This window comes from Psychrobacter sp. H7-1, assembly GCF_904846585.1.
GTDB lineage: Bacteria > Pseudomonadota > Gammaproteobacteria > Pseudomonadales > Moraxellaceae > Psychrobacter > Psychrobacter raelei.
The window spans coordinates 1-18,040 of sequence record NZ_CAJHBH010000020.1 but is presented as its reverse complement, the minus strand read 5'-3'; the positions used below and the strand labels follow the sequence as shown (position 1 = coordinate 18,040).

Below are 18,040 nucleotides of genomic sequence, written 5' to 3'. Positions count from 1 at the left end.
TTCAAGGCTGAGGTGCATTAATTAACCAGGGAAGGTATGTTATGAATAAGTTTTGGACTGAGTTTTATCCAGAAGGTGTCGCCAAGGAGCTGCCCCCTCTCAACCAATCATTGAATGACTTCTTCGATGACACCTTAACAAAATTTGCCAAAAATAAGTTTATGACCAATATGGGCGTGTCATATACCTATGCCGAAGTCGATCAGATGTCTAAAAACATCGCTGCATGGATTCAAAGCCTAGGATTGGCACAAGGCTCAACGGTTGGGATTATGATGCCTAACGTTAATCAGTACTTGCCTATAGTTATTGGCGCTTTACGCGCAGGTATGGTTCTAACTTTAATCAACCCTCTGTACACCTCACGAGAGCTAAAACATCAATTGATTGATGCCGATGCCAAGATTATTTTTATTCTAGAGCCGTTCGCCCATGGCCTAGACTCTATTATTGATAAGACCCCTGTTGAAACCGTCGTTGTCAGCGCCATTGGTGACATGTTAGGCACAGCAAAAGGCGCTTTGATTAACCTAGCCGCCAAACACCTCAAAAAAGCAGTGCCTAACTATGATCTATCAAGCTGCTCAAAGTGCCAAGAAGTTAGCTTTAAAGCGGTGTTAAAACAAGGCAAAAAGCTCAAATACACCCGTTGTGATAGCAAGCCTGATGACTTAGCTTTAATTCAATATACCGGCGGCACCACAGGCACGGCCAAAGGAATATTGATCACTCATCATAATGTGGTCTATGGCACCAAGCAGTATGATGAATGGTTTAAGCCGTTAAATTATGACGCCAATAAAGACGGTCAGTTAACCTCAGTTATTGCCCTTCCGCTGTATCATATCTTTGCTTTTATTATCTCTTTACTCGGATTTCGTACCGGACAACACTTCTTACTTGTCACCAATCCGCGTGACATTAACGCCTTTGTCAAATTGCTAAAAAAAGAACCATTTCATCTACTGCCAGCAGTGAACACCTTATTCCAAGCACTGTTAAATCATCCTGAATTTAAATCCGTTGATTTTTCAAACTTAAAACTGTCTTTGGCAGGTGGTATGGCAGCGACACCTGAAATGGCACGCAAATGGCTAGATACTACTGGCGTCCCCATTCATGAAGGATGGGGGATGTCAGAGACCCTCGGCGTGGGTACTGCCAATCCTTTAACCAATAAAGAATTTACCGGTACGATTGGTATGCCTGTCCCAGGCGTTGATATTAAGATATTTGATGATGAAGAAAATGTACTGGGTATGGGCGAAGAAGGGGAGATTGGCATTAAAGGCATGAATGTCATTAAAGGCTATCACAACCTAGATAACAGTAAGTTTTTTACCAAAGATGGCTATCTGAAAACAGGCGATGTGGGCGCTATCGATGACAAAGGCTACGTTAAGCTCTTTGATAGAAAAAAAGACATGCTCATTGTCAGCGGCTTTAATGTCTATCCTAATGAGATTGAAGGTGTTGTGGAGATGCATCCTAAAGTTAGAGAATGCTCAGTGGTGGGTGTGGAGGATGAACTACAAGGCCAATCTGTAAAATTATTTGTGGTATCTGACCACTCAAGCTTAACCAAAAAAGAGCTCTTTGAATTTTGTAAAAAGAATCTAGCCGCTTATAAGTGCCCTCGTCATATTGAGTTTATCGATGAGCTGCCTAAGTCTACAGTAGGTAAAATCTTAAGGCATAAGCTTCGTGCGAAGAGTAATCGTTAGCCGTTTTACATCGATTCTATGCCGTGGCGAGTACAAAAGGTGGCTCACGGCTTAAAAGCTGCAAATACAGCAAGATAATTTTTTTAGAATGCTATAAACTGCCTCGCTAACACTGAACATGCTCATTGAAATAAAAGGCACCTTGCTATGGAACACGCACAAACCGCTACAGAACAAAAACCCGTATTCATGCCACGCGTTGGTAGTGACAATTTAGTAAAAACGGACATGGTTCGAATTGAGCGGCATGTGGGATTTGCAACCAGACAAAAGAAAAAAACCCTTAACGACTTGCACCGAGTCATCAAAAAGAAATACGGCTTTAAAAATGTGCTGGAGCTGTCTAGCAAATCCGGCAATAAGTTAAGCTTTCCTTTAAGCCCGGTGAGCCTTAAGATCACCAATGAAGAAGATGGTCAACAATACAGTGTAGAGAATGCGTATCAAGCCAGCAAAGTATTTAAAGGTGGTGGTCCCTTTGTAGATTTGTTAGATGCCGCACCCAGACAGGCCAAAAAAGATGAGCGCCTTATAAGCTCAGGAGAAATCACTGGCTATGATTACTTTGGTATGGTCTGGGGGCTTGAGCCTTTAACGGTGTTTTATGACTGGCTGTATGTGAATGCCTTAAAACAAAATCCGCACTTGCATCAAGAAGTACTACAGTATCAAGCCTTTACTGACATCTCATTTAACCCAAAAAAGAATGTGCATTGTCCGGCCTATTCGCTGGCGATGTTTGTGGCCTTGCATAAGCGCGAGCTGTTAGAGGGCATCGAGGACCCAGGCACCTTCTATGATTTGGTCACTGGGTTTGAGCTGAGCAATACTGAGCATCTTTTGCAAGAAGGCTGGTTTTAGAGCGCATACCGCCATATAAAGATACAGATTAAAATGGCTTAGAGGTACCAAACTCTTTTTTCATAAAATCAATAAATGAGCTGACCCGCTGCGACAGTTTTCTATTTTTATAGTAGACCAGATTAATGGGCTGCTGCATTTTTATGGTGCTTGATACAAACAGCTCAATCAAGCGTCCTTCTTTAATATCTTGCTGGGTCATAAAGTCAGATAAGCAGACAATGCCAGTACCGCATAAAGCCAGTTGTCTTAAGGTCTCACCACTATCGGCCTTGATATTGGTCTGAGCGTGAAATAGGTTATTAAAGGCATCATATATTGGCCAATCATTAAGCTTAGGTAGAGCATTAAATCCCAGTAGCTGATGGTGAGCTAAGTCTTCTACACTTTGCGGTGTGCCCTGTCGCTGTAAATAGGCTGGGCTGGCTAGAATTCGAATCTGACTTAAGCCCAGCGGCGTGGCATTTAAGGTGGAGTCTTTTAGCTCGCCAATACGTATCGCCACATCGGTGCGTTCTTCTAATAAATCCACCAAGTTTTCATTGCTTACCAGCTCAATATCGATCTGGGGATAGGCTTGACTATATTTTGTCATCAACGGCGCAATGACATGCAGCATAAAAGGCGTGGCCGCATCAATTCTTAGCTTGCCTGAGGGCACCGCTTTATTTTTTATCAGCATATCCTCCGCGGCCTCTAAATCATTTAATACACCGCGTATCCGTGCCAAATACATCTCGCCCTCTTGGGTCAGCGCCAAGCGTCTTGTTGTCCGTCTAAACAAGGCGGTGTCTAACTTTTTCTCCAATCTTGCTAACGATCGGCTGACCGCTGATACCGTAACATCGAGGTATTCTGCTGCTTGGCTGATGCTGCCGGTATCCACAATACTTATAAAGGTATCGAGCTCATTAAGGGTAACTTTCATTATTGACTCTTATGCAAAAGAATTTTGATTTACTATGCCTTCTTATCAATTAACTGTCTATATATACTGTCTCTCAACAAGCAATACTGCTTAGGACGCTCATAGTGACAACAAAAGACAGGTGAATTATATGACACTTCCAAGATTCGGTTTAGGTACATTTAGATTGCAAGGCCAGACGGTTATCGACTCAGTAACCAATGCGCTAGATTTAGGCTATAGAGCCATAGATACTGCCCAAATATATGGTAATGAAGCAGACATCGGAGCGGCAATAAAAAACAGCGGTATTGCTGTCGACTCAATCTATCTTACCACCAAGATTTGGGTGGATAATCTATCTAGACAGGCGCTTATTCCCAGTCTTGAACAAAGCTTAGATAAACTGGGCGTCAATAGCGTGGACTTAACCCTCATTCATTGGCCCGCGCCCTCAAACCCTGTACCACTTGAGGTGTACATGAGTGCCCTAGCTGAGGCAAAAAGTCTGGGCTTAACCAAGAAAATCGGCGTCTCTAATTTTAATATCGAATTATTAAAACAAGCCATCGATGTGGTGGGTGCTGAAAATATCGAAACCAACCAAATCGAGCTTAGCCCGTATCTACAAAACCGTAAGCTGGTTGATTTTATGCAGCAACAAGGCATAAAGGTCACCTCATACATGACGTTGGCCTATGGCAAAGCGCTAAAAGATGCTGTGATTCAACGAATCGCTGAGCAAAACCAACAAACACCTGCGCAAGTTATTTTAGCGTGGGCATTGGCCAAAGGGTACGCGGTTATTCCTTCATCCACAAAGCGTGAAAATCTCGCCAGCAACTTACAAGCCCAACATATCACGTTAAGTGATGAGCAGATGGCACAAATTGATCAATTAGAGGCCAACAGCCGTGAAGTCGATCCTGAGGGTCTGGCACCCATTTGGGATTAATGTTTTGACATTCAAATAGAGGCCAAGACCTCTGGCTTTAAAATGATTAAATAGATACAGAGTAACTAACATGACAAACATATTAATCTTAAATGGCGGCAAAAACTTTGCCCATTCACATGGCAAGCTTAATGACACCATGACGCAGGCGGCAAAAGCGCATCTGCTAGATTTGGGACATCAGGTACAAATCACCCACATTGATGCCGGCTATGAGGTAGAAGAAGAGATACAAAAGTGGCTGTGGGCAGATGTGGTCATTCAGCAGACGCCGGCTTGGTGGATGGGTGTGCCTTGGATCGTCAAGAAGTATATCGACGAGGTATTCACTCTAGGTCACGGCCGCTTATATCAAAGCGATGGGCGCACGCGCCAAGACCCTGAGAAGAACTACGGCTCGGGCGGATTATTACAAGGCAAGCAGTATATGCTTTCGGTGACTTGGAATGCCCCTGCCATTGCCTTTACCGACCCTAAGCAGTTCTTTGAGGGTGCTGGCGTGGATGGGGTGTATATTGCCACTCACAAGGCCTATCAATTCTTAGGCATGACCCCATTACCCACTTTTATGAGCAATGATGTTATTAAAAATCCGACCATTGAGAGGGACATACAAGACTATCAAGCGCATTTGACGGCGGTTTTTGCCCAGTAGCCATCATTGTTGAGCCGACAGACAAAGCCATTTCAACAACCATGTCAATAACCATTTAAATAAATTTATTTAAATGGTTATATTTTTTTGTTTAACTGCTATAAATCACGCCAACCATCCAAATTTATAAGCTAACCCACCAACAGATAGCGCCACTGTGCCGGTAATAATGCCGCCCCAAGCAAAGTCTACTAACGCCGCAGAGGTGCTATAGTCTTTAAACAAGGCAAGAGCAGTGAAGTCAAAAGTACCATAAGCCATAAGACCAATTAGAGCGCCCATGCCAAAAAATTGCCAAAGCGGCGCATGTGCTTTAAGCTGAGGGTAAATCACCAGCACGCATAGCGCAAAAATATAAAACAAATAAAACACCGCCGCAGCTCGCATATTGGGCGTGTCAGACAACAAATGACCAATACGGGGCTGATAAAATGTCTGTGTCATAGATTTTAGCCATACGCTATCGACCAAGACAAAGACAATCACTGAGCTGAGATAGATCCAAACGTAAGCTAAATTCATGATGAAATTTCCTTTTCGTAAGCGTTTAAACGCCCTTGATCAAAGCCGTTACCGATTGTCAGGCTTGACGGCTTTGACCTGTACCACGCCAATAGTGCGCTCTAAAAACCCTGCTTCACAATAGCAAAAGTAAAACTGCCACAGCCTGATAAACGCCTCATCATAGCCCATAGCTCGGATATCCTCTAAATGAGCCATAAATGCATGACGCCAATCTCTTAAGGTTTGGGCATAATCGTAGCCATAATCGATAAGTGATTTCACCACCATATCTGTTTGCTGCGTAAATTGATTGCTGATTTCTTGGTTGGACAGCAAACAGCCGCCAGGAAAAATATGCGACTGAATAAAATCAGCAGAACTTAGGTAATCGTCATATCCTTGGTCATTAAAGGTAATGGCTTGCAGGGCCATAATGCCATTCGGCTTTAGCAGTGCATTACATTTTGCAAAAAAGGTAGGCAGATATTCATGGCCCACAGCCTCTACCATCTCAATGCTAATGAGCTTGTCATATTGACCCTCTAGATGGCGATAATCTTGCTTTAATAGCGTGATTTTGCTGCTCAGTCCTGCTTGATGAACGCGGCGTTTTGCCTCCTCATATTGAGCATCAGATATGGTGGTTGTCGTGACCTGGCAGCTATAGTGCGTCGCGGCATAAATGGCAAATCCGCCCCAGCCTGTACCGATTTCAATCACATGATCCTCAGGCGTTAGCTCTAACAATGTGCAGAGTGTTTTTAATTTATGTTGCTGAGCCTCATAAAGCGTTGCCTCCGGTGCTGGATAAATGGCGGAGGAATACATCATACTATCGTCCAAGAACGACTGATACATGTCATTACCAAGGTCATAATGCGCTAGGATATTCGATTTTGAATTGCTGACTGTATTTGAACGAGATTTATGTTTTTTAAACTCAAAGGTTTTGGTCAGCTTGCTAAGCTTACCGTCAAGTTTATGGCTTATCTTTTTATTGCGGGCACCAAGTCGAATCAAAGCGGTGAGGTCATCCACCTCCCATTCACCGTTAATATAGCTGTCTGCAAGGGCAATATCGCCACCTGTGATCAGCTTGCGATAGAAGTCTTTATTATGCACCTCTAGCACGGCATGAAGCGCATGATTGCCTGCCACCTCACCACTAAATTTAGGGTTTAATTTTTGAGGTTTGTTGCCAAAGGTAAAGGTGTTGTGCGTTTTACGGCGTTTTCTAGTTTTATTGGAGCCTTGGCCTTCAATAACCGTGATGCTGCCAAATTGTAAGTAAGATAAGGCTTTAAATAAGACACGGCGAGACACCACATCAATACCAAGCTTAAAAGGGGTTAGCGTAGGGCTATTTGTCACACGCTTGACCAATGAGTGCGTTTTTCTGTCTGTAGAGTGGTGTGGCTGTATTAACATTTTAGGCTCTCTAATTTGATCATTGTGTTGCCGGCTAGCAACATGAGCGGCTTGTTTACTGCCCTGTAATCGCTGGTTGTAACCCATGTAAGGTACTTTTTTTAAGGCGTATATTAACAATGCATGCCAGTAAATACGGCCCATCGAGCTGTAATTCATAACAGGATTGTTGTTAAGGGTTTTGGTAATATTTGAAACGGTCATGGCTTGAGGCGTCATGTTGATACCGGCCTCAAACACCTTGCCTCTGCTGCTGTCTGATACTTGAATGCTTAATATGAGCTGCTTTAATCCAAGCGGATTATCTACGAGCTTAACCTTCCAAGTGTATGTTTGGTCAAGAGGGTTAAAGGGTGAGACATGAAAGCCTTTATTGTGGCTAAATTCGCTGATATTGCCGTCTAGTTTGAACCCATAAAAATGACGTTTGTCCCATGGTGTATTGCTAATCTCTGCCAACAGATGACTGACATCGCCCTTAGCATCAAAGCCAATATATAAGTTAACAGGACTAAAATAAAACCCCAAATTTCGGCTTACTACCAGTGCTAAGATGTCGCCGCTAGGCGCGCTATCGGTCAATCGCTGAAACTGTTGTAAGACTTTATATTGCCACTGCTGTGCTTGTCGCTGTTTATCCGTAAGATCATCTGTTACATATTGTGCATTATATTGCGCATTCTTATAATGAGCATGCTCCACCTTTTCTAGCTCAACATAGTCAGAAAAATCGAAATGATGCAAATTATTCCAAGCCTTACCAAGCTTATCTGGGAAATCACCTGCCACCAGTCTATTTAGACTCAGCCCCCAATAGCGGTAGGGATAGCTAAATTTATGTTTTGAGGGTAGGTGACGCACATGCCATGTTGTGCCAGTTAAGATTTGATGGGGCAGGGCTTGATGCCGTAAGTTGTGATGACTGTCTTTATCTGCGCTTACTTTATGCGCGCTTATGTTGGTAGGCATGCTCAAAACCCTCCGTGGTATTATTTTTATACCTATTCTTTATGGCTGTTATATTTTTTATTGAAACACCTCGTTTAATGCCGTATTAGTAGAGGCTGATATCAGCTGGCGCTGACTTAATCTGGCCTGGTTTTTATCGGCCTTAATCGGCAAGACACTATTATTAAAGGTGGGGTTAGGCTCAATCACTTTATCTAAATGAGCCGGATTAATAGCATCGAGAAGCTCAATGTTAACCCCTAAATGTTGGCACACCCTTAGACCACTTCTCACGCCGTCTTCATGAAAGCCGCTAAACCAATACGCACCGCAAAAGTGGGTGTGGTTGTCTTGGCTGGCAAGACGGTGCCACTGCTTTTGTGCCAGTGTCATCTTGATATCATAAACAGGATGACGATAATCAATACGCTTTATCACCTGCGCTGTATCTATCTGCTCGTTGAGGGTCACAAGATAGTTGTGATGCTTATCCAGCCGCTGAAGGATATTCATGTGGTACGTTAAGACCGGCTTTAGCTCATCCAACCCATTCAACTCACTGTGTAATGAATGGTTGTCGCCTAATGATTGGCTGGCTGGTGCTTGAGAGTGCTGTAGTTGCTGATTGGTGCTGGGTAATAAATAATTCCAGCTGGCCCATGCTAATGGCTTTTTTGGCAGTACGCTTGTGTCTGTATGCAAAATGGCCTCATTATCTGTAAAAGAAAATGCGCCCAGTATTTGAGATTCTTGCTCATTGATGTCGGCCAGCAGGCGCTTTGCCACATCTGCATGGCAGGCAACAATCACCTCATCAAAGCTCGCTGATTTACTAACTCCTTTAGCGTCTTTATAGTGGATGGTGATGCTGTTTTTATGGCCATCGGTTTTATTGCCATGGGTTTGGCGAGTAATCGATTGCACAGGGCTATTAACCAGCGCATTACCACCTAAGTTGGCATAGCGTTCAATCAACTTATTGACATATTGCTTCGAGCCGCCTTTGATCGTGAACCACTGTGGGCGATTGATAATATCGAGTAGGCCATGATTGTCAAAAAATTGAGCAAAAAATATCAGTGGAAACGATTTAGAGCGCTCAATCTGCATAGACCAAATGGCAGACACCATGGGCAGTAGATAGTTTTGTTGGAATAGTTGACTGTATTTTTGTCCGGATAAATAATCCCCCAGTGTTTCTTGACTGAGCGTCTCAAGCGCCTTATTTTTATTGGCCAATTGCTCTTGCAGCCTCTGGGCTTTGCGCTTAGTAAGTTTGTTTTGCGCATTCAGTTGCTCAGCAGCTAAGGTCAACTGCTCAATGGCTTGACGCAGCGCCTTATACGCTTGATGTCGCTGTTTTATGTGTTTATTAAAGGCAATAATGTCTTTTGCAAAACGCCAAAACTTCGGACTAATTAAGTTTTTACGCTGCGACACCAAGCTATTTAAGGTGTGACCATTGTACTCAAAATTAATCGCAGGGTTTTTGACCGAAAAGCTCATGTCCGTCTTTTGAAACGGGACGTCTAACTCATCTAACAGCCTAAAAAAATTAGGATACGTACGCTCGTTAAACACAATAAAACCGGTATCAATCGCAGCGGTTTCAATCTCATCTTTTTTTAGCTTTCGCGGTGTTGTTAGAGCAACGTCAATGGTATTTACATGCCCGCCAAGATAGTCATTGGCCTCAAAGATAGTTACCTTGTGACTTGCCACTAAATAATGAGCACAAACCAAGCCTGATACGCCAGAGCCAATAATGGCAACGGTTTTGGGATGGGGGCTGGCGAATTGTAACTGGGTCATAAAGTATCTCTTGTTATCGTTATGCTTTAGAGCGTTGTCTAAATTTATTTGTGATCTGTATTGATACTTATCGATTGGCATATAGCTTGCTAGACACAAACTGCCAGACACTGTTAGGCAATATACCTAAAGTCTTTAGCGGAACAGTCAGCTGTTTTGGGAACGCAATAATTTGTTGATGGTTTTTAATGCCTTGACGTATGGCTAGGCTGGCTTGTTTAGGGGTTTGTAAAAAAGGCATGACAAAGTTGTTGTGATCTGTCATTGGGGTTTCAACAAAGCCTGGTATGGCTAAGCTGACGTTGATACCCAGTGGCTTTAAGCTGATTTGCAAGGTCTGCATTAGATAATGTATCGCCGCTTTTGAGCTGCCATAGCCTTCAGATCGAGCGAAGGGGACATAAGCGGAGGCAGAGCCAAGCGCCACCACTCGGCCTTGTGCCTTTGTAAGCGCCGGCAATACCGCCTCTAAGGTAAAAACTAACGTACTTAAATTGGTATTGATAGTGTGCATTATTTTTTGACCATCAAACCCAAAGTTATAGCCGCTAGGCTCAGATACGCTCGTATCAGGGGCAATATCAATATAATGACAAACACCTGCGCAACAAATCACAATATCTAGCGCATCAATATCACCAAATGCCTGCATCACCTGATGATAATCGGTTAAATCCACACAGATAGATACAGCCCCTAAGCGGCCAAGCTTATTAAGAGCCTCTTGATTGCGTCCTGCTGCATACACCACATGGCCGGCTTGTAGATAATCAACGGCTAATTGATAACCCATGCCAGAGGTGGCGCCCGTAATAAGAATGCGTGTGCTCATTGTGGTCTCTTTAATGGGCAAGGGTTATCAGCTAATTTAAGATAATTAGCGAGGGCCTTAGGGTAACAGCACTTTATCAATCACATGAATCACACCATTAGAGGCTTTTATATCCGTTTTTATCAAATTGGCAACTCTGCCCTTGGCATCACTGATTTTGCCATCATTGCTAATTGAGAAGCTGGTACCTTGTACCGTTTTTACCATGCCGGCTTTCACTTGTGATGAATAAACGGTTGCTGGCACCACATGATAGGTCAGCACTTGCTTTAGTAGTGCAGGATTGGCAAGTAGCTGACTTTTAGTCATACCAAGCTCGTTTAATAAATTGACGAAGGCTTGGTTGGTGCAAACACCGTTAAATTGGGGGTAGTAGCAAGGGTATCTACCAGACCGGCTGCCGCCACGGCTTCTACCAAAATACTAAAGTCCTTGTTGCTTTGAGCCACTTGAACCAAGTTTTTCATGCTCATCGCTTGCTCAGAATGAGCCATATTAGTACCTGAATCGTGTGCGCGGTCCATGTGCATAGGGCTACTCATACAGGCTGATAATACTAAGCTTGATACGGTAACCGCTGCTAATGTGGTTAATTTAGTCATTTTCATAAGGGTCTCTCGGGTTAGTTGTATAAAAAAAGGGTATAACTTTGGGGTAATCGCTTTTTGTAGATGCAGAGCTGAATACTTAATACTTAGATCAGTTAGTCGGTAGTAAAAGAGTAGTGTCAGTACTGTTAACATCTAACCCGTCCGTGTATTTTTATACTCTATAGTATAATTAAATGGTAAACAAGTAACTTTTATACTAATTAGTATAAAACTATACAAAGTAGTATTAGCATGCCAAATTAGGTATACTAAGACAAGAGATATAGCCTGTATTTGAGTAAAAGAGAGAGGGTAGATGAGCACAAAACAAAAGACCAAAACTCATGGTAAAGGGGTGGCAAAAAGCTCAAAACTTACTTTCAAGCAAAGAATGATGATTAAGCGAGAACAGCTGATCATAGACACAGTGAATAACCTGCTGGCGACCAAAGGCTATGACGCTATGACTGTCGATGAGATTGCCGATACCGTAGGCATTGCTAAGGCCTCCTTATATCGACATTTTCCCAGTAAAGAAGCCCTTGCTGTCGGCGCATTGGTAGATACCATGCAGGCAGGCTTAGATGAAATTGATAAAATCAATCAACAAGACTTGCCCGCCATAGATAAGCTAAAAGCCATCACCCAATGGGCAATGCGACTAAAGCTGAATCAAAAAATGCCCAATCTTCCTAGTGAGAACTCACAGCTGCGTGAGCATTTATTGGCGCATGAGAAGTATATGGATATGCTCGTGGTCATGTCTGACAATCTGGGCGAATGGATTGAGCAAGCCCAGCAAGATGGCCGATTAAATACAGAGCTGTCTCCACTTTGTATTTTGTACACGTTGTACGCAAAGGCCTGTGATCCTGTATTGGGATTTTTAAAAAGTAGCGGCATGTACCCAGACGATCAAATCATTGAGATGGTCACCAAGGCATATTTCGATGGGGTTGGACGAGCCAACTAAAAACAACAAAAATAAACACCAAAGGTGAATGATAAATGAGTGAATCCGCCCAAACCCTATATCCAGACTTACATATTGAGCGTCAGCACACTCTAGGCTTGGCTCGGGCTCGTCAAGTGACAGACGACTGGATTCAATCGGCTGAACAAGATTATCGGATGACATGTCATTTACAGCGCTTAGAGGATAAAGACATCGTCACGTTTAAGCGTACGGGCGCCACGGGGCAGTTGCTCAGTGCGCCTGATAAGTTTGAGTTAGATGCCAAGCTTGGGTTTTTGTTCAAAAGCTTTTTGCCCAAGATAAAACAGCAAATTGAGCAAAACCTAGATAAGGCGATAGCAGAAAAGTCTTAACTTAGTGCTTAGATCACCAAGGTTGCGCTATAATGACACTCATAAAATCATAAAAAAATAAGGTTCATTATGGCTAAATTACCTTTAGATAAACCCAGCCTTGCTACTTGTCCGATTGCCCATAGTCTGTCGGTATTCGGTGATTCTTGGTGCCTGCTTATCTTACGCGATGCCCATAGTGGACTGACTCGATTTGATGATTTTCGTACCAGTTTGGGTATCGCGCCCTCAATGCTGACCAAGCGTTTAGCAACTTTGGTGCAAGAGGGGCTGCTTGAAAAAAGAAGCTACTCAGAGCATCCACCGCGTGAGGAGTATCTGCTAACAGCGGCGGGGCAGGATGTATTGCCAGTATTGTTCTCAATAGGCGCTTGGGGCCGCACCCATAAATTGTGCGACACACCCGCTCAGATGCCGATTTTTACAGATTCAGAAACAGGCCTTGAAATAAAGCCTGTGGTCATTGATAAAAATACAGGGATAGAGATTGGTAAACGCGCCATTAGCCGGCAGCGTTGATGGCCAATCTTGTGAATGTGAGCGCTTAGGACTTTGCTCGTAAACGCCGCGTGCTAAAAGTACCCCATCCACTTTTGAATATCATTCGGATAAAGGCGCATAAGGCGCTTTCATTCGGCTTAGGATCCTCTCCTCGAGCAATACGCTTAATTTGCTCGGTGTACCAAAATACATCCATCACCCCAAGATTATCAATCATCTTGATGCCCACTTTGATTGGTTTTACCGTATGAGCACTATCACGGCCTTGTAATAGCTGCTGTGGCGCATCAGGATCAATCGTCATCAGCCTGCCAATACCCACCATATCTAACGCCCCAGATGACAAAGCATTATTCATGCCTTGATAGCTTTTAAAGCCGCCTGTGACCATCAATGGCGTATCAACCTGTTTTCGTACCTTTTCAGCAAATTCCAAAAAGAATGCCTCGCGCGCGATGGTCGATGCTTTTTGTGCCTTGGCTATTCCAGTCTCATAAGTACCACCTGATATTTCAATAAGGTCAATCCCTGCCGCTGTTAGCGCCTCGATGACCGCCAAAGACTCCTCTTCAGTAAATCCGCCTTTTTGAAAATCAGCCGAATTTAATTTAATGGCAATAGGGTAGTCAGGCCCAACTTGTCGACGGATCTCATGATATACCTCTAATAACAGACGTTGGCGTTTGGCAGAACTACCTCCCCAAGCATCATCACGAATATTGTGGTGGGGAGATAGAAATTGACTGAGCAAATAGCCATGAGCCGCATGAATTTGTACCCCACTAAAGCCTGCTTTTTGACAGATGGCGGCACTACGCCCAAAACGCTTGATGATATCAGTAATATCCGCCTCAGTTGCAGCCTCAGGGGTAGCAAATAGAGATTGTGTCTCCTTGCTAAAGGGCACAGCAGAGGCTGATATGGTGCGCGTATTAAGTCCTTTTGGGGCTTGCTTGCCAGGGTGATTTAACTGTGCCCAAAGCTGAGAACCCTGCGTTGTCACTGCACTGGCCCATTGCTGCAATATGGACAAATCGCGCTCATCCTCAATAACCACATTACCAGGCTCACCTAACGCTTGGCGATCAATCATAATATTACTCGTAATGATCATACCGATACCAGAAGCAGCCCAGTGTCTATATAGCCGAACCAAATCTTGAGTAGGGTTGTTGCTATAAGTCGCCAACGTCTCACTAGTTGCAGATTTTGCAAGACGATTGTTGATAACGGTGCCATTGGGCAGAGTTAAAGGTTGGTTGAGTAAATTATCATGGGGACGACTGTTATCAGGGATATTATAGGTAGCTTTCATACAATGTCTCTTAAAGATTGAGTAAGTAGAAGAAGTGACGGGTTAATAAGGGTGCTACAGTGAAAGGGCTATGACAAGTAGCCTTACTATTAAAGATAAGCTACCAATCCTTGGAACCACATTACCTTAGCGTAATCGCCACTAATAATCAGATCCTTGCTACCGACTGCGCTCAAAAAAGCCGCTGTGCTGTCTTTAGAGCTAAGTACCGAAAAGGCCTTTTTTGCAGAACTAAAGCTTAGGGTAAAGTCAGCATTATCACGACGCCCAGCATGAGAGCGAATGCGCTGATTTTTGACGATATAATAGCGTCCAGAGCCACTGGCTGTTTGGATCTGAAAGATTAACTCTTCACCTTGAGTGTGGGCAGCTGCTTTAGGGTTTTTGTTAATAGCACGCTGCATTAATTTCGTTAATATCATGAGTAAAAATTTAAATTTCAACATAGAAGCTGTATCCCAATAGAGCATAATTAAAGAAGAAGATAGTCAACGAGCATCCAAGCTATTCATTTAAAAATGCTAAGGCATGACTTAAAAAACGCTGAGGATATTGGAAATGGGCGCCATGACCGGCATCTGGATAGATAAATAACTGCGCATTAGGGATGTGCTTCGCCATATGATAAGAGTTAATGGTCGGAATCATCACATCATCTTGCCCATTTAAAATAAATGTGGGCTGCTTAATTTTTTCTAAATGTGCAAAGGGGTGGGTGTCATTAAGCTTTGGCAAAAAATGTAGATTGGCTTCAATTTGTGCTTGCATAACGGCAGGCGAGCTTGGTGTGTCTTGCTCTACACGTTGGTGGCGCCGTTCCCAAAAATCATTACCCGCCTCAATGGCTGACTGTGATCGGCCGAAGAATAAAAACAAGTAATCATCTTTTGCTGGTATGGCTTGCGTAGCGTGCTTATATACCAAGGCAGGAATATCTTTGTTCTCATGGTCTGGCTTGCCGCCACGTGGCCCTGTACCCAGTAGCATCAGCTTACGTACTATATCAGGGTGGCGTAGTGTCAGATCTTGTGCCTGAAAGCCGCCTAAGGAGAAGCCCAGCACATCTACCTTATCAAGGCTAAGTGCACGAATAAAGGCGGCTGCATCATCAGCCATATCTTCTATACGCGTACACGGTGTCCCTGTTGATGAGGCCACACCGCGATTATTAAACAAGATAACTTCTTGGTTGGCTGCAAGACCATCTGTCATAAGAGGGTCCCAGTGATCCATGCCACCACGGAAGTGCTGCAAAAGAAGCAAGGGGGGATTTGAGCTTTGTTTATTTCCCCATCTGCGGTAAGCAAACTTAACACCATCAATCTCTACAAATTGAGTAGGGGCGGTTACGTGGGTAATGGTCATATAAGATACGCCTTAAAAACATATAAAGTATAGTTACTACTAAAAGTGTATTTAGTTTACTACACTATGTTTTTATAGTCACTATATTTTTGATAGTGACTATTTTAAATCGTTGTTATACCTCACTGTATATGGTGCAGCAAGGCTTTATGGCGTACCAAAGAGGGGAAGTCTAAATCAGATTTAGGTGGTGCGACACCTGATGTATTTCTTAGAAAATAAAATTAATGACTTAGGCAAATATTTTACTGAATAGTTGGTGAATAAAAGAAGGTATTAGCTTGTAATATACAATAAAATGTTTGTTGTTTTCAGAACATCACATACATGTTGCTTTAAGTAAAGCTATATAGTAAATTTCTGAATTAAGGAAAGGGTAATACGCTTTAACAAAAATACATATCACCGGCTTTTAAAAATAATATTAAAAAGGACCTCTGTATGAACCAAAAAACTCAGCTTATCATTAATAAAATTGACAGCGATTCTAAGTCGGTAATCTTAGATTACGGACAAACAGGAAAAATTTTTGCAACAAATAACATGAAAATATCTCTCGTTGATGCTGAGTCTGGCAAACCCATAACTAACTTAAAAGCAAAAAAATCAGGTGATAATTTAGTTATTGCTAATGAGAGTAATGAAGATATTTTAACGATTGAGAACTATTATGTTGTAGATAATGTTGAAATAGGCACAATGACGGATGCAGGGTTCATAGAGTTTACTCCTATTGATAGCAATGCATCGGTAGTGGAGACTGTATCAGAAACCTCATACACATCTTTGGTTGCTGAAATGCTAAATACTTCAGTAGCAGCGGAATCCGGCCTGTTGACAGGCATTAGCAATACCGCACTATGGGGAGGACTTGGGGCTATAACTCTAGGTGCAGCTGCATTAAGTGGAGGCGGTAGTTCTTCGTCAGGTGGAACTCGTAACAAACATCCAGAATCTAAAGACACAGCAATTCAAGCAGTGGAAGACACGGTAGCAACTGGAAAGCTATCTGACGCGACCGATGTTGATGGTGATAAGTTAACTTATGCACTAGCAGACAAAGCGGCCAATGGTTCTGTGGTAGTAAACGCTGATGGCAGCTACAGTTATACACCAAGCGCTAACTTCAATGGTACAGACAGCTTCACGTACACCATCAGCGATGGCAAAGGCGGCGTCATTACTCAAAAAGCTTCTGTCACGGTTCAAGGTGTCAATGATGCACCGGTATCAACTGATACTGCTATTAAAGCGGTCGAGGATACAGTAGCCACGGGTAAACTATCACCAGCAACTGATGTGGATGGCGATAAATTAACTTATGCACTAGCAGAGAAAGCAGCCAATGGCACAGTGACTATCAGTGCTGATGGTAGCTATAAATATACACCAAAGGCTAACTTTAACGGCAGTGACAGCTTCACTTATACCATCACTAATGGCACTGAAACCATTACCCAGACGGCGACGATCACTGTTGCTGCGGTCAATGACTTACCAGTTTCAAAAGACACAGCAATTCAAGCAGTAGAAGATACGGTTGCAACCGGCAAACTATCTGACGCGACCGATGTTGATGGTGATAAGTTAACTTATGCACTAGCAGACAAAGCGGCCAATGGTTCTGTGGTAGTAAACGCTGATGGCAGCTACAGTTATACGCCAAACGCTAACTTCAATGGTACAGACAGCTTCACGTACACCATCAGCGACGGCAAAGGCGGCGTGATTACTCAGAAAGCTTCTGTCACGGTTCAAGGTGTGAATGATGCACCACAAATAGTTTATGAGAGAGATAGTTCTGTACTTACTGGAATACCGTACGTTCCTACTGTATACGAACAAGCTAATAAAATAGCTGTCACTAATGATGGTAAATTTTTAGTAGCAGGAACTATAAAAGATTCGAATTCTAACTATAAACATATGATCCAACGGTTTAATCCTGATGGTACCTTGGATTATTCTTTTGGAAATAAAGGCTCTCTTTATACTTCCCAAACTTCTAATATTGGTCCCACGGATATTATAGTAGATAGTAATAATAAGATTCTTTTTGTCGAAGCAACAAAGTATGACCCCTGCCGTCAATCCCGTATATATAAACTTGGGAGATTTTGATTACGCAGCCTGACGATAATAATCAAACCACACCTGTCTTGGCGATTTATAGCCTAAACCCTTTTTAATCCTAGTCTGATTATAATATAACTCAATATATCCAATGATATCTCTGATAGCTGCAAACCTTGTTTTATAGTCTTGGTGATATACTAGCTCGTTCTTCAATATGTCCCAGAAGCTTTCTATGGGT

At 42.9% G+C, this 18,040-nt stretch carries 19 protein-coding genes; 8 read left to right on the top strand and 11 right to left on the bottom strand.

Features of this window, described 5'->3' with window-relative positions; genetic code table 11:
- Positions 1–41: 41 nt before the first annotated feature.
- Together JMX92_RS07545 and JMX92_RS07540 are read left to right on the top strand one after the other, a co-directional pair.
- Positions 42–1,724 (top strand): AMP-binding protein, encoded by a 1,683-nt coding sequence (locus tag JMX92_RS07545; protein WP_201544922.1) that lies wholly within the window; start codon positions 42–44, stop codon positions 1,722–1,724.
- 147 nt (positions 1,725–1,871) lie between these two features.
- Positions 1,872–2,585 carry a DUF6977 family protein gene (locus JMX92_RS07540; protein WP_155587182.1) on the top strand — a complete coding sequence of 238 codons (714 nt, stop codon included), beginning with the start codon at positions 1,872–1,874 and terminating at the stop codon, positions 2,583–2,585.
- 28 nt (positions 2,586–2,613) lie between these two features.
- On the opposite strand, the gene JMX92_RS07535 is transcribed toward JMX92_RS07540, so the two are convergent.
- Positions 2,614–3,513 (bottom strand): LysR family transcriptional regulator, encoded by a 900-nt coding sequence (locus JMX92_RS07535; protein ID WP_201544920.1) that lies wholly within the window; start codon positions 3,511–3,513, stop codon positions 2,614–2,616.
- A gap of 130 nt (positions 3,514–3,643) precedes the next feature.
- Here JMX92_RS07535 and dkgB point away from each other — a divergent pair, with 130 nt between their 5' ends.
- Both dkgB and JMX92_RS07525 read left to right on the top strand, forming a co-directional pair.
- Complete coding sequence (dkgB, locus tag JMX92_RS07530) at positions 3,644–4,447, top strand: 2,5-didehydrogluconate reductase DkgB (protein ID WP_201544918.1); 804 nt, start codon at positions 3,644–3,646, stop codon at positions 4,445–4,447.
- Positions 4,448–4,517: 70 nt separating this feature from the next.
- Positions 4,518–5,102, top strand: a complete 585-nt coding sequence (locus JMX92_RS07525; protein ID WP_201544916.1) for an NAD(P)H-dependent oxidoreductase — start codon at positions 4,518–4,520, stop codon at positions 5,100–5,102.
- A 105-nt stretch (positions 5,103–5,207) separates the two neighbouring features.
- Here JMX92_RS07525 and JMX92_RS07520 read toward each other — a convergent pair whose 3' ends face one another.
- From JMX92_RS07520 to JMX92_RS13525, 6 genes are all read right to left on the bottom strand, one after another.
- The gene (locus JMX92_RS07520; RefSeq protein WP_155587180.1) at positions 5,208–5,624 is read right to left on the bottom strand and encodes a DUF2177 family protein; all 417 of its coding nucleotides are present in this window, start codon (positions 5,622–5,624) and stop codon (positions 5,208–5,210) included.
- Between the two features lie 48 nt (positions 5,625–5,672).
- The gene (locus JMX92_RS13655) at positions 5,673–8,003 is read right to left on the bottom strand and encodes a DUF1365 family protein (protein WP_201544914.1); all 2,331 of its coding nucleotides are present in this window, start codon (positions 8,001–8,003) and stop codon (positions 5,673–5,675) included.
- A 57-nt stretch (positions 8,004–8,060) separates the two neighbouring features.
- Positions 8,061–9,794, bottom strand: coding sequence for an NAD(P)/FAD-dependent oxidoreductase (locus tag JMX92_RS07510; RefSeq protein ID WP_201544912.1), 1,734 nt, complete (start codon positions 9,792–9,794; stop codon positions 8,061–8,063).
- 67 nt (positions 9,795–9,861) lie between these two features.
- Complete coding sequence (locus JMX92_RS07505) at positions 9,862–10,626, bottom strand: SDR family NAD(P)-dependent oxidoreductase (protein WP_201544904.1); 765 nt, start codon at positions 10,624–10,626, stop codon at positions 9,862–9,864.
- A gap of 57 nt (positions 10,627–10,683) precedes the next feature.
- Positions 10,684–10,935 (bottom strand): fasciclin domain-containing protein, encoded by a 252-nt coding sequence (locus JMX92_RS13530; RefSeq protein ID WP_227675314.1) that lies wholly within the window; start codon positions 10,933–10,935, stop codon positions 10,684–10,686.
- A gap of 11 nt (positions 10,936–10,946) precedes the next feature.
- Positions 10,947–11,234 carry a fasciclin domain-containing protein gene (locus JMX92_RS13525; protein WP_227675313.1) on the bottom strand — a complete coding sequence of 96 codons (288 nt, stop codon included), beginning with the start codon at positions 11,232–11,234 and terminating at the stop codon, positions 10,947–10,949.
- A 298-nt stretch (positions 11,235–11,532) separates the two neighbouring features.
- On the opposite strand from JMX92_RS13525, the gene JMX92_RS07495 reads away from it, so the two are divergent.
- The 3 genes from JMX92_RS07495 to JMX92_RS07485 all read left to right on the top strand — a co-directional run bounded on the left by JMX92_RS07495 (position 11,533) and on the right by JMX92_RS07485 (position 13,064).
- The gene (locus JMX92_RS07495; protein ID WP_201544898.1) at positions 11,533–12,189 is read left to right on the top strand and encodes a TetR/AcrR family transcriptional regulator; all 657 of its coding nucleotides are present in this window, start codon (positions 11,533–11,535) and stop codon (positions 12,187–12,189) included.
- 35 nt (positions 12,190–12,224) lie between these two features.
- Positions 12,225–12,545 (top strand): polyhydroxyalkanoic acid system family protein, encoded by a 321-nt coding sequence (locus tag JMX92_RS07490; protein WP_011960428.1) that lies wholly within the window; start codon positions 12,225–12,227, stop codon positions 12,543–12,545.
- A gap of 69 nt (positions 12,546–12,614) precedes the next feature.
- Positions 12,615–13,064 (top strand): winged helix-turn-helix transcriptional regulator, encoded by a 450-nt coding sequence (locus JMX92_RS07485; protein WP_155587174.1) that lies wholly within the window; start codon positions 12,615–12,617, stop codon positions 13,062–13,064.
- A gap of 25 nt (positions 13,065–13,089) precedes the next feature.
- Here the strand turns inward: JMX92_RS07485 and JMX92_RS07480 are convergent, their stop codons facing one another.
- From JMX92_RS07480 to JMX92_RS07470, 3 genes are all read right to left on the bottom strand, one after another.
- Positions 13,090–14,361 (bottom strand): NADH:flavin oxidoreductase/NADH oxidase family protein, encoded by a 1,272-nt coding sequence (locus tag JMX92_RS07480; protein WP_201544897.1) that lies wholly within the window; start codon positions 14,359–14,361, stop codon positions 13,090–13,092.
- An 89-nt stretch (positions 14,362–14,450) separates the two neighbouring features.
- Positions 14,451–14,807, bottom strand: coding sequence for a helicase (locus JMX92_RS07475; protein ID WP_201544895.1), 357 nt, complete (start codon positions 14,805–14,807; stop codon positions 14,451–14,453).
- 58 nt (positions 14,808–14,865) lie between these two features.
- Positions 14,866–15,726, bottom strand: a complete 861-nt coding sequence (locus tag JMX92_RS07470) for an alpha/beta fold hydrolase (RefSeq protein ID WP_201544893.1) — start codon at positions 15,724–15,726, stop codon at positions 14,866–14,868.
- Positions 15,727–16,167: 441 nt separating this feature from the next.
- Here JMX92_RS07470 and JMX92_RS07465 point away from each other — a divergent pair, with 441 nt between their 5' ends.
- Entirely contained in the window at positions 16,168–17,847 is a 1,680-nt protein-coding gene (locus JMX92_RS07465; RefSeq protein WP_201544891.1) for a tandem-95 repeat protein, read from the top strand.
- Here JMX92_RS07465 and JMX92_RS07460 read toward each other — a convergent pair.
- Positions 17,848–18,040: IS3 family transposase (locus JMX92_RS07460; RefSeq protein WP_201544889.1), on the bottom strand; the 193-nt coding region annotated here is incomplete at its 5' end.

What these genes read in the sequence shown, in the direction of transcription:
- JMX92_RS07545 (WP_201544922.1), top strand. Translation starts at nt 42, where the DNA reads ATGAATAAGTTTTGGACTGAGTTTTATCCAGAAGGTGTCGCCAAGGAG.
- JMX92_RS07540 (WP_155587182.1), top strand. Translation starts at nt 1,872, where the DNA reads ATGGAACACGCACAAACCGCTACAGAACAAAAACCCGTATTCATGCCA.
- JMX92_RS07535 (WP_201544920.1), bottom strand. Translation starts at nt 3,513, where the DNA reads ATGAAAGTTACCCTTAATGAGCTCGATACCTTTATAAGTATTGTGGAT.
- dkgB (WP_201544918.1), top strand. Translation starts at nt 3,644, where the DNA reads ATGACACTTCCAAGATTCGGTTTAGGTACATTTAGATTGCAAGGCCAG.
- JMX92_RS07525 (WP_201544916.1), top strand. Translation starts at nt 4,518, where the DNA reads ATGACAAACATATTAATCTTAAATGGCGGCAAAAACTTTGCCCATTCA.
- JMX92_RS07520 (WP_155587180.1), bottom strand. Translation starts at nt 5,624, where the DNA reads ATGAATTTAGCTTACGTTTGGATCTATCTCAGCTCAGTGATTGTCTTT.
- JMX92_RS13655 (WP_201544914.1), bottom strand. Translation starts at nt 8,003, where the DNA reads ATGCCTACCAACATAAGCGCGCATAAAGTAAGCGCAGATAAAGACAGT.
- JMX92_RS07510 (WP_201544912.1), bottom strand. Translation starts at nt 9,794, where the DNA reads ATGACCCAGTTACAATTCGCCAGCCCCCATCCCAAAACCGTTGCCATT.
- JMX92_RS07505 (WP_201544904.1), bottom strand. Translation starts at nt 10,626, where the DNA reads ATGAGCACACGCATTCTTATTACGGGCGCCACCTCTGGCATGGGTTAT.
- JMX92_RS13530 (WP_227675314.1), bottom strand. Translation starts at nt 10,935, where the DNA reads ATGACTAAAAGTCAGCTACTTGCCAATCCTGCACTACTAAAGCAAGTG.
- JMX92_RS13525 (WP_227675313.1), bottom strand. Translation starts at nt 11,234, where the DNA reads ATGAAAATGACTAAATTAACCACATTAGCAGCGGTTACCGTATCAAGC.
- JMX92_RS07495 (WP_201544898.1), top strand. Translation starts at nt 11,533, where the DNA reads ATGAGCACAAAACAAAAGACCAAAACTCATGGTAAAGGGGTGGCAAAA.
- JMX92_RS07490 (WP_011960428.1), top strand. Translation starts at nt 12,225, where the DNA reads ATGAGTGAATCCGCCCAAACCCTATATCCAGACTTACATATTGAGCGT.
- JMX92_RS07485 (WP_155587174.1), top strand. Translation starts at nt 12,615, where the DNA reads ATGGCTAAATTACCTTTAGATAAACCCAGCCTTGCTACTTGTCCGATT.
- JMX92_RS07480 (WP_201544897.1), bottom strand. Translation starts at nt 14,361, where the DNA reads ATGAAAGCTACCTATAATATCCCTGATAACAGTCGTCCCCATGATAAT.
- JMX92_RS07475 (WP_201544895.1), bottom strand. Translation starts at nt 14,807, where the DNA reads ATGTTGAAATTTAAATTTTTACTCATGATATTAACGAAATTAATGCAG.
- JMX92_RS07470 (WP_201544893.1), bottom strand. Translation starts at nt 15,726, where the DNA reads ATGACCATTACCCACGTAACCGCCCCTACTCAATTTGTAGAGATTGAT.
- JMX92_RS07465 (WP_201544891.1), top strand. Translation starts at nt 16,168, where the DNA reads ATGAACCAAAAAACTCAGCTTATCATTAATAAAATTGACAGCGATTCT.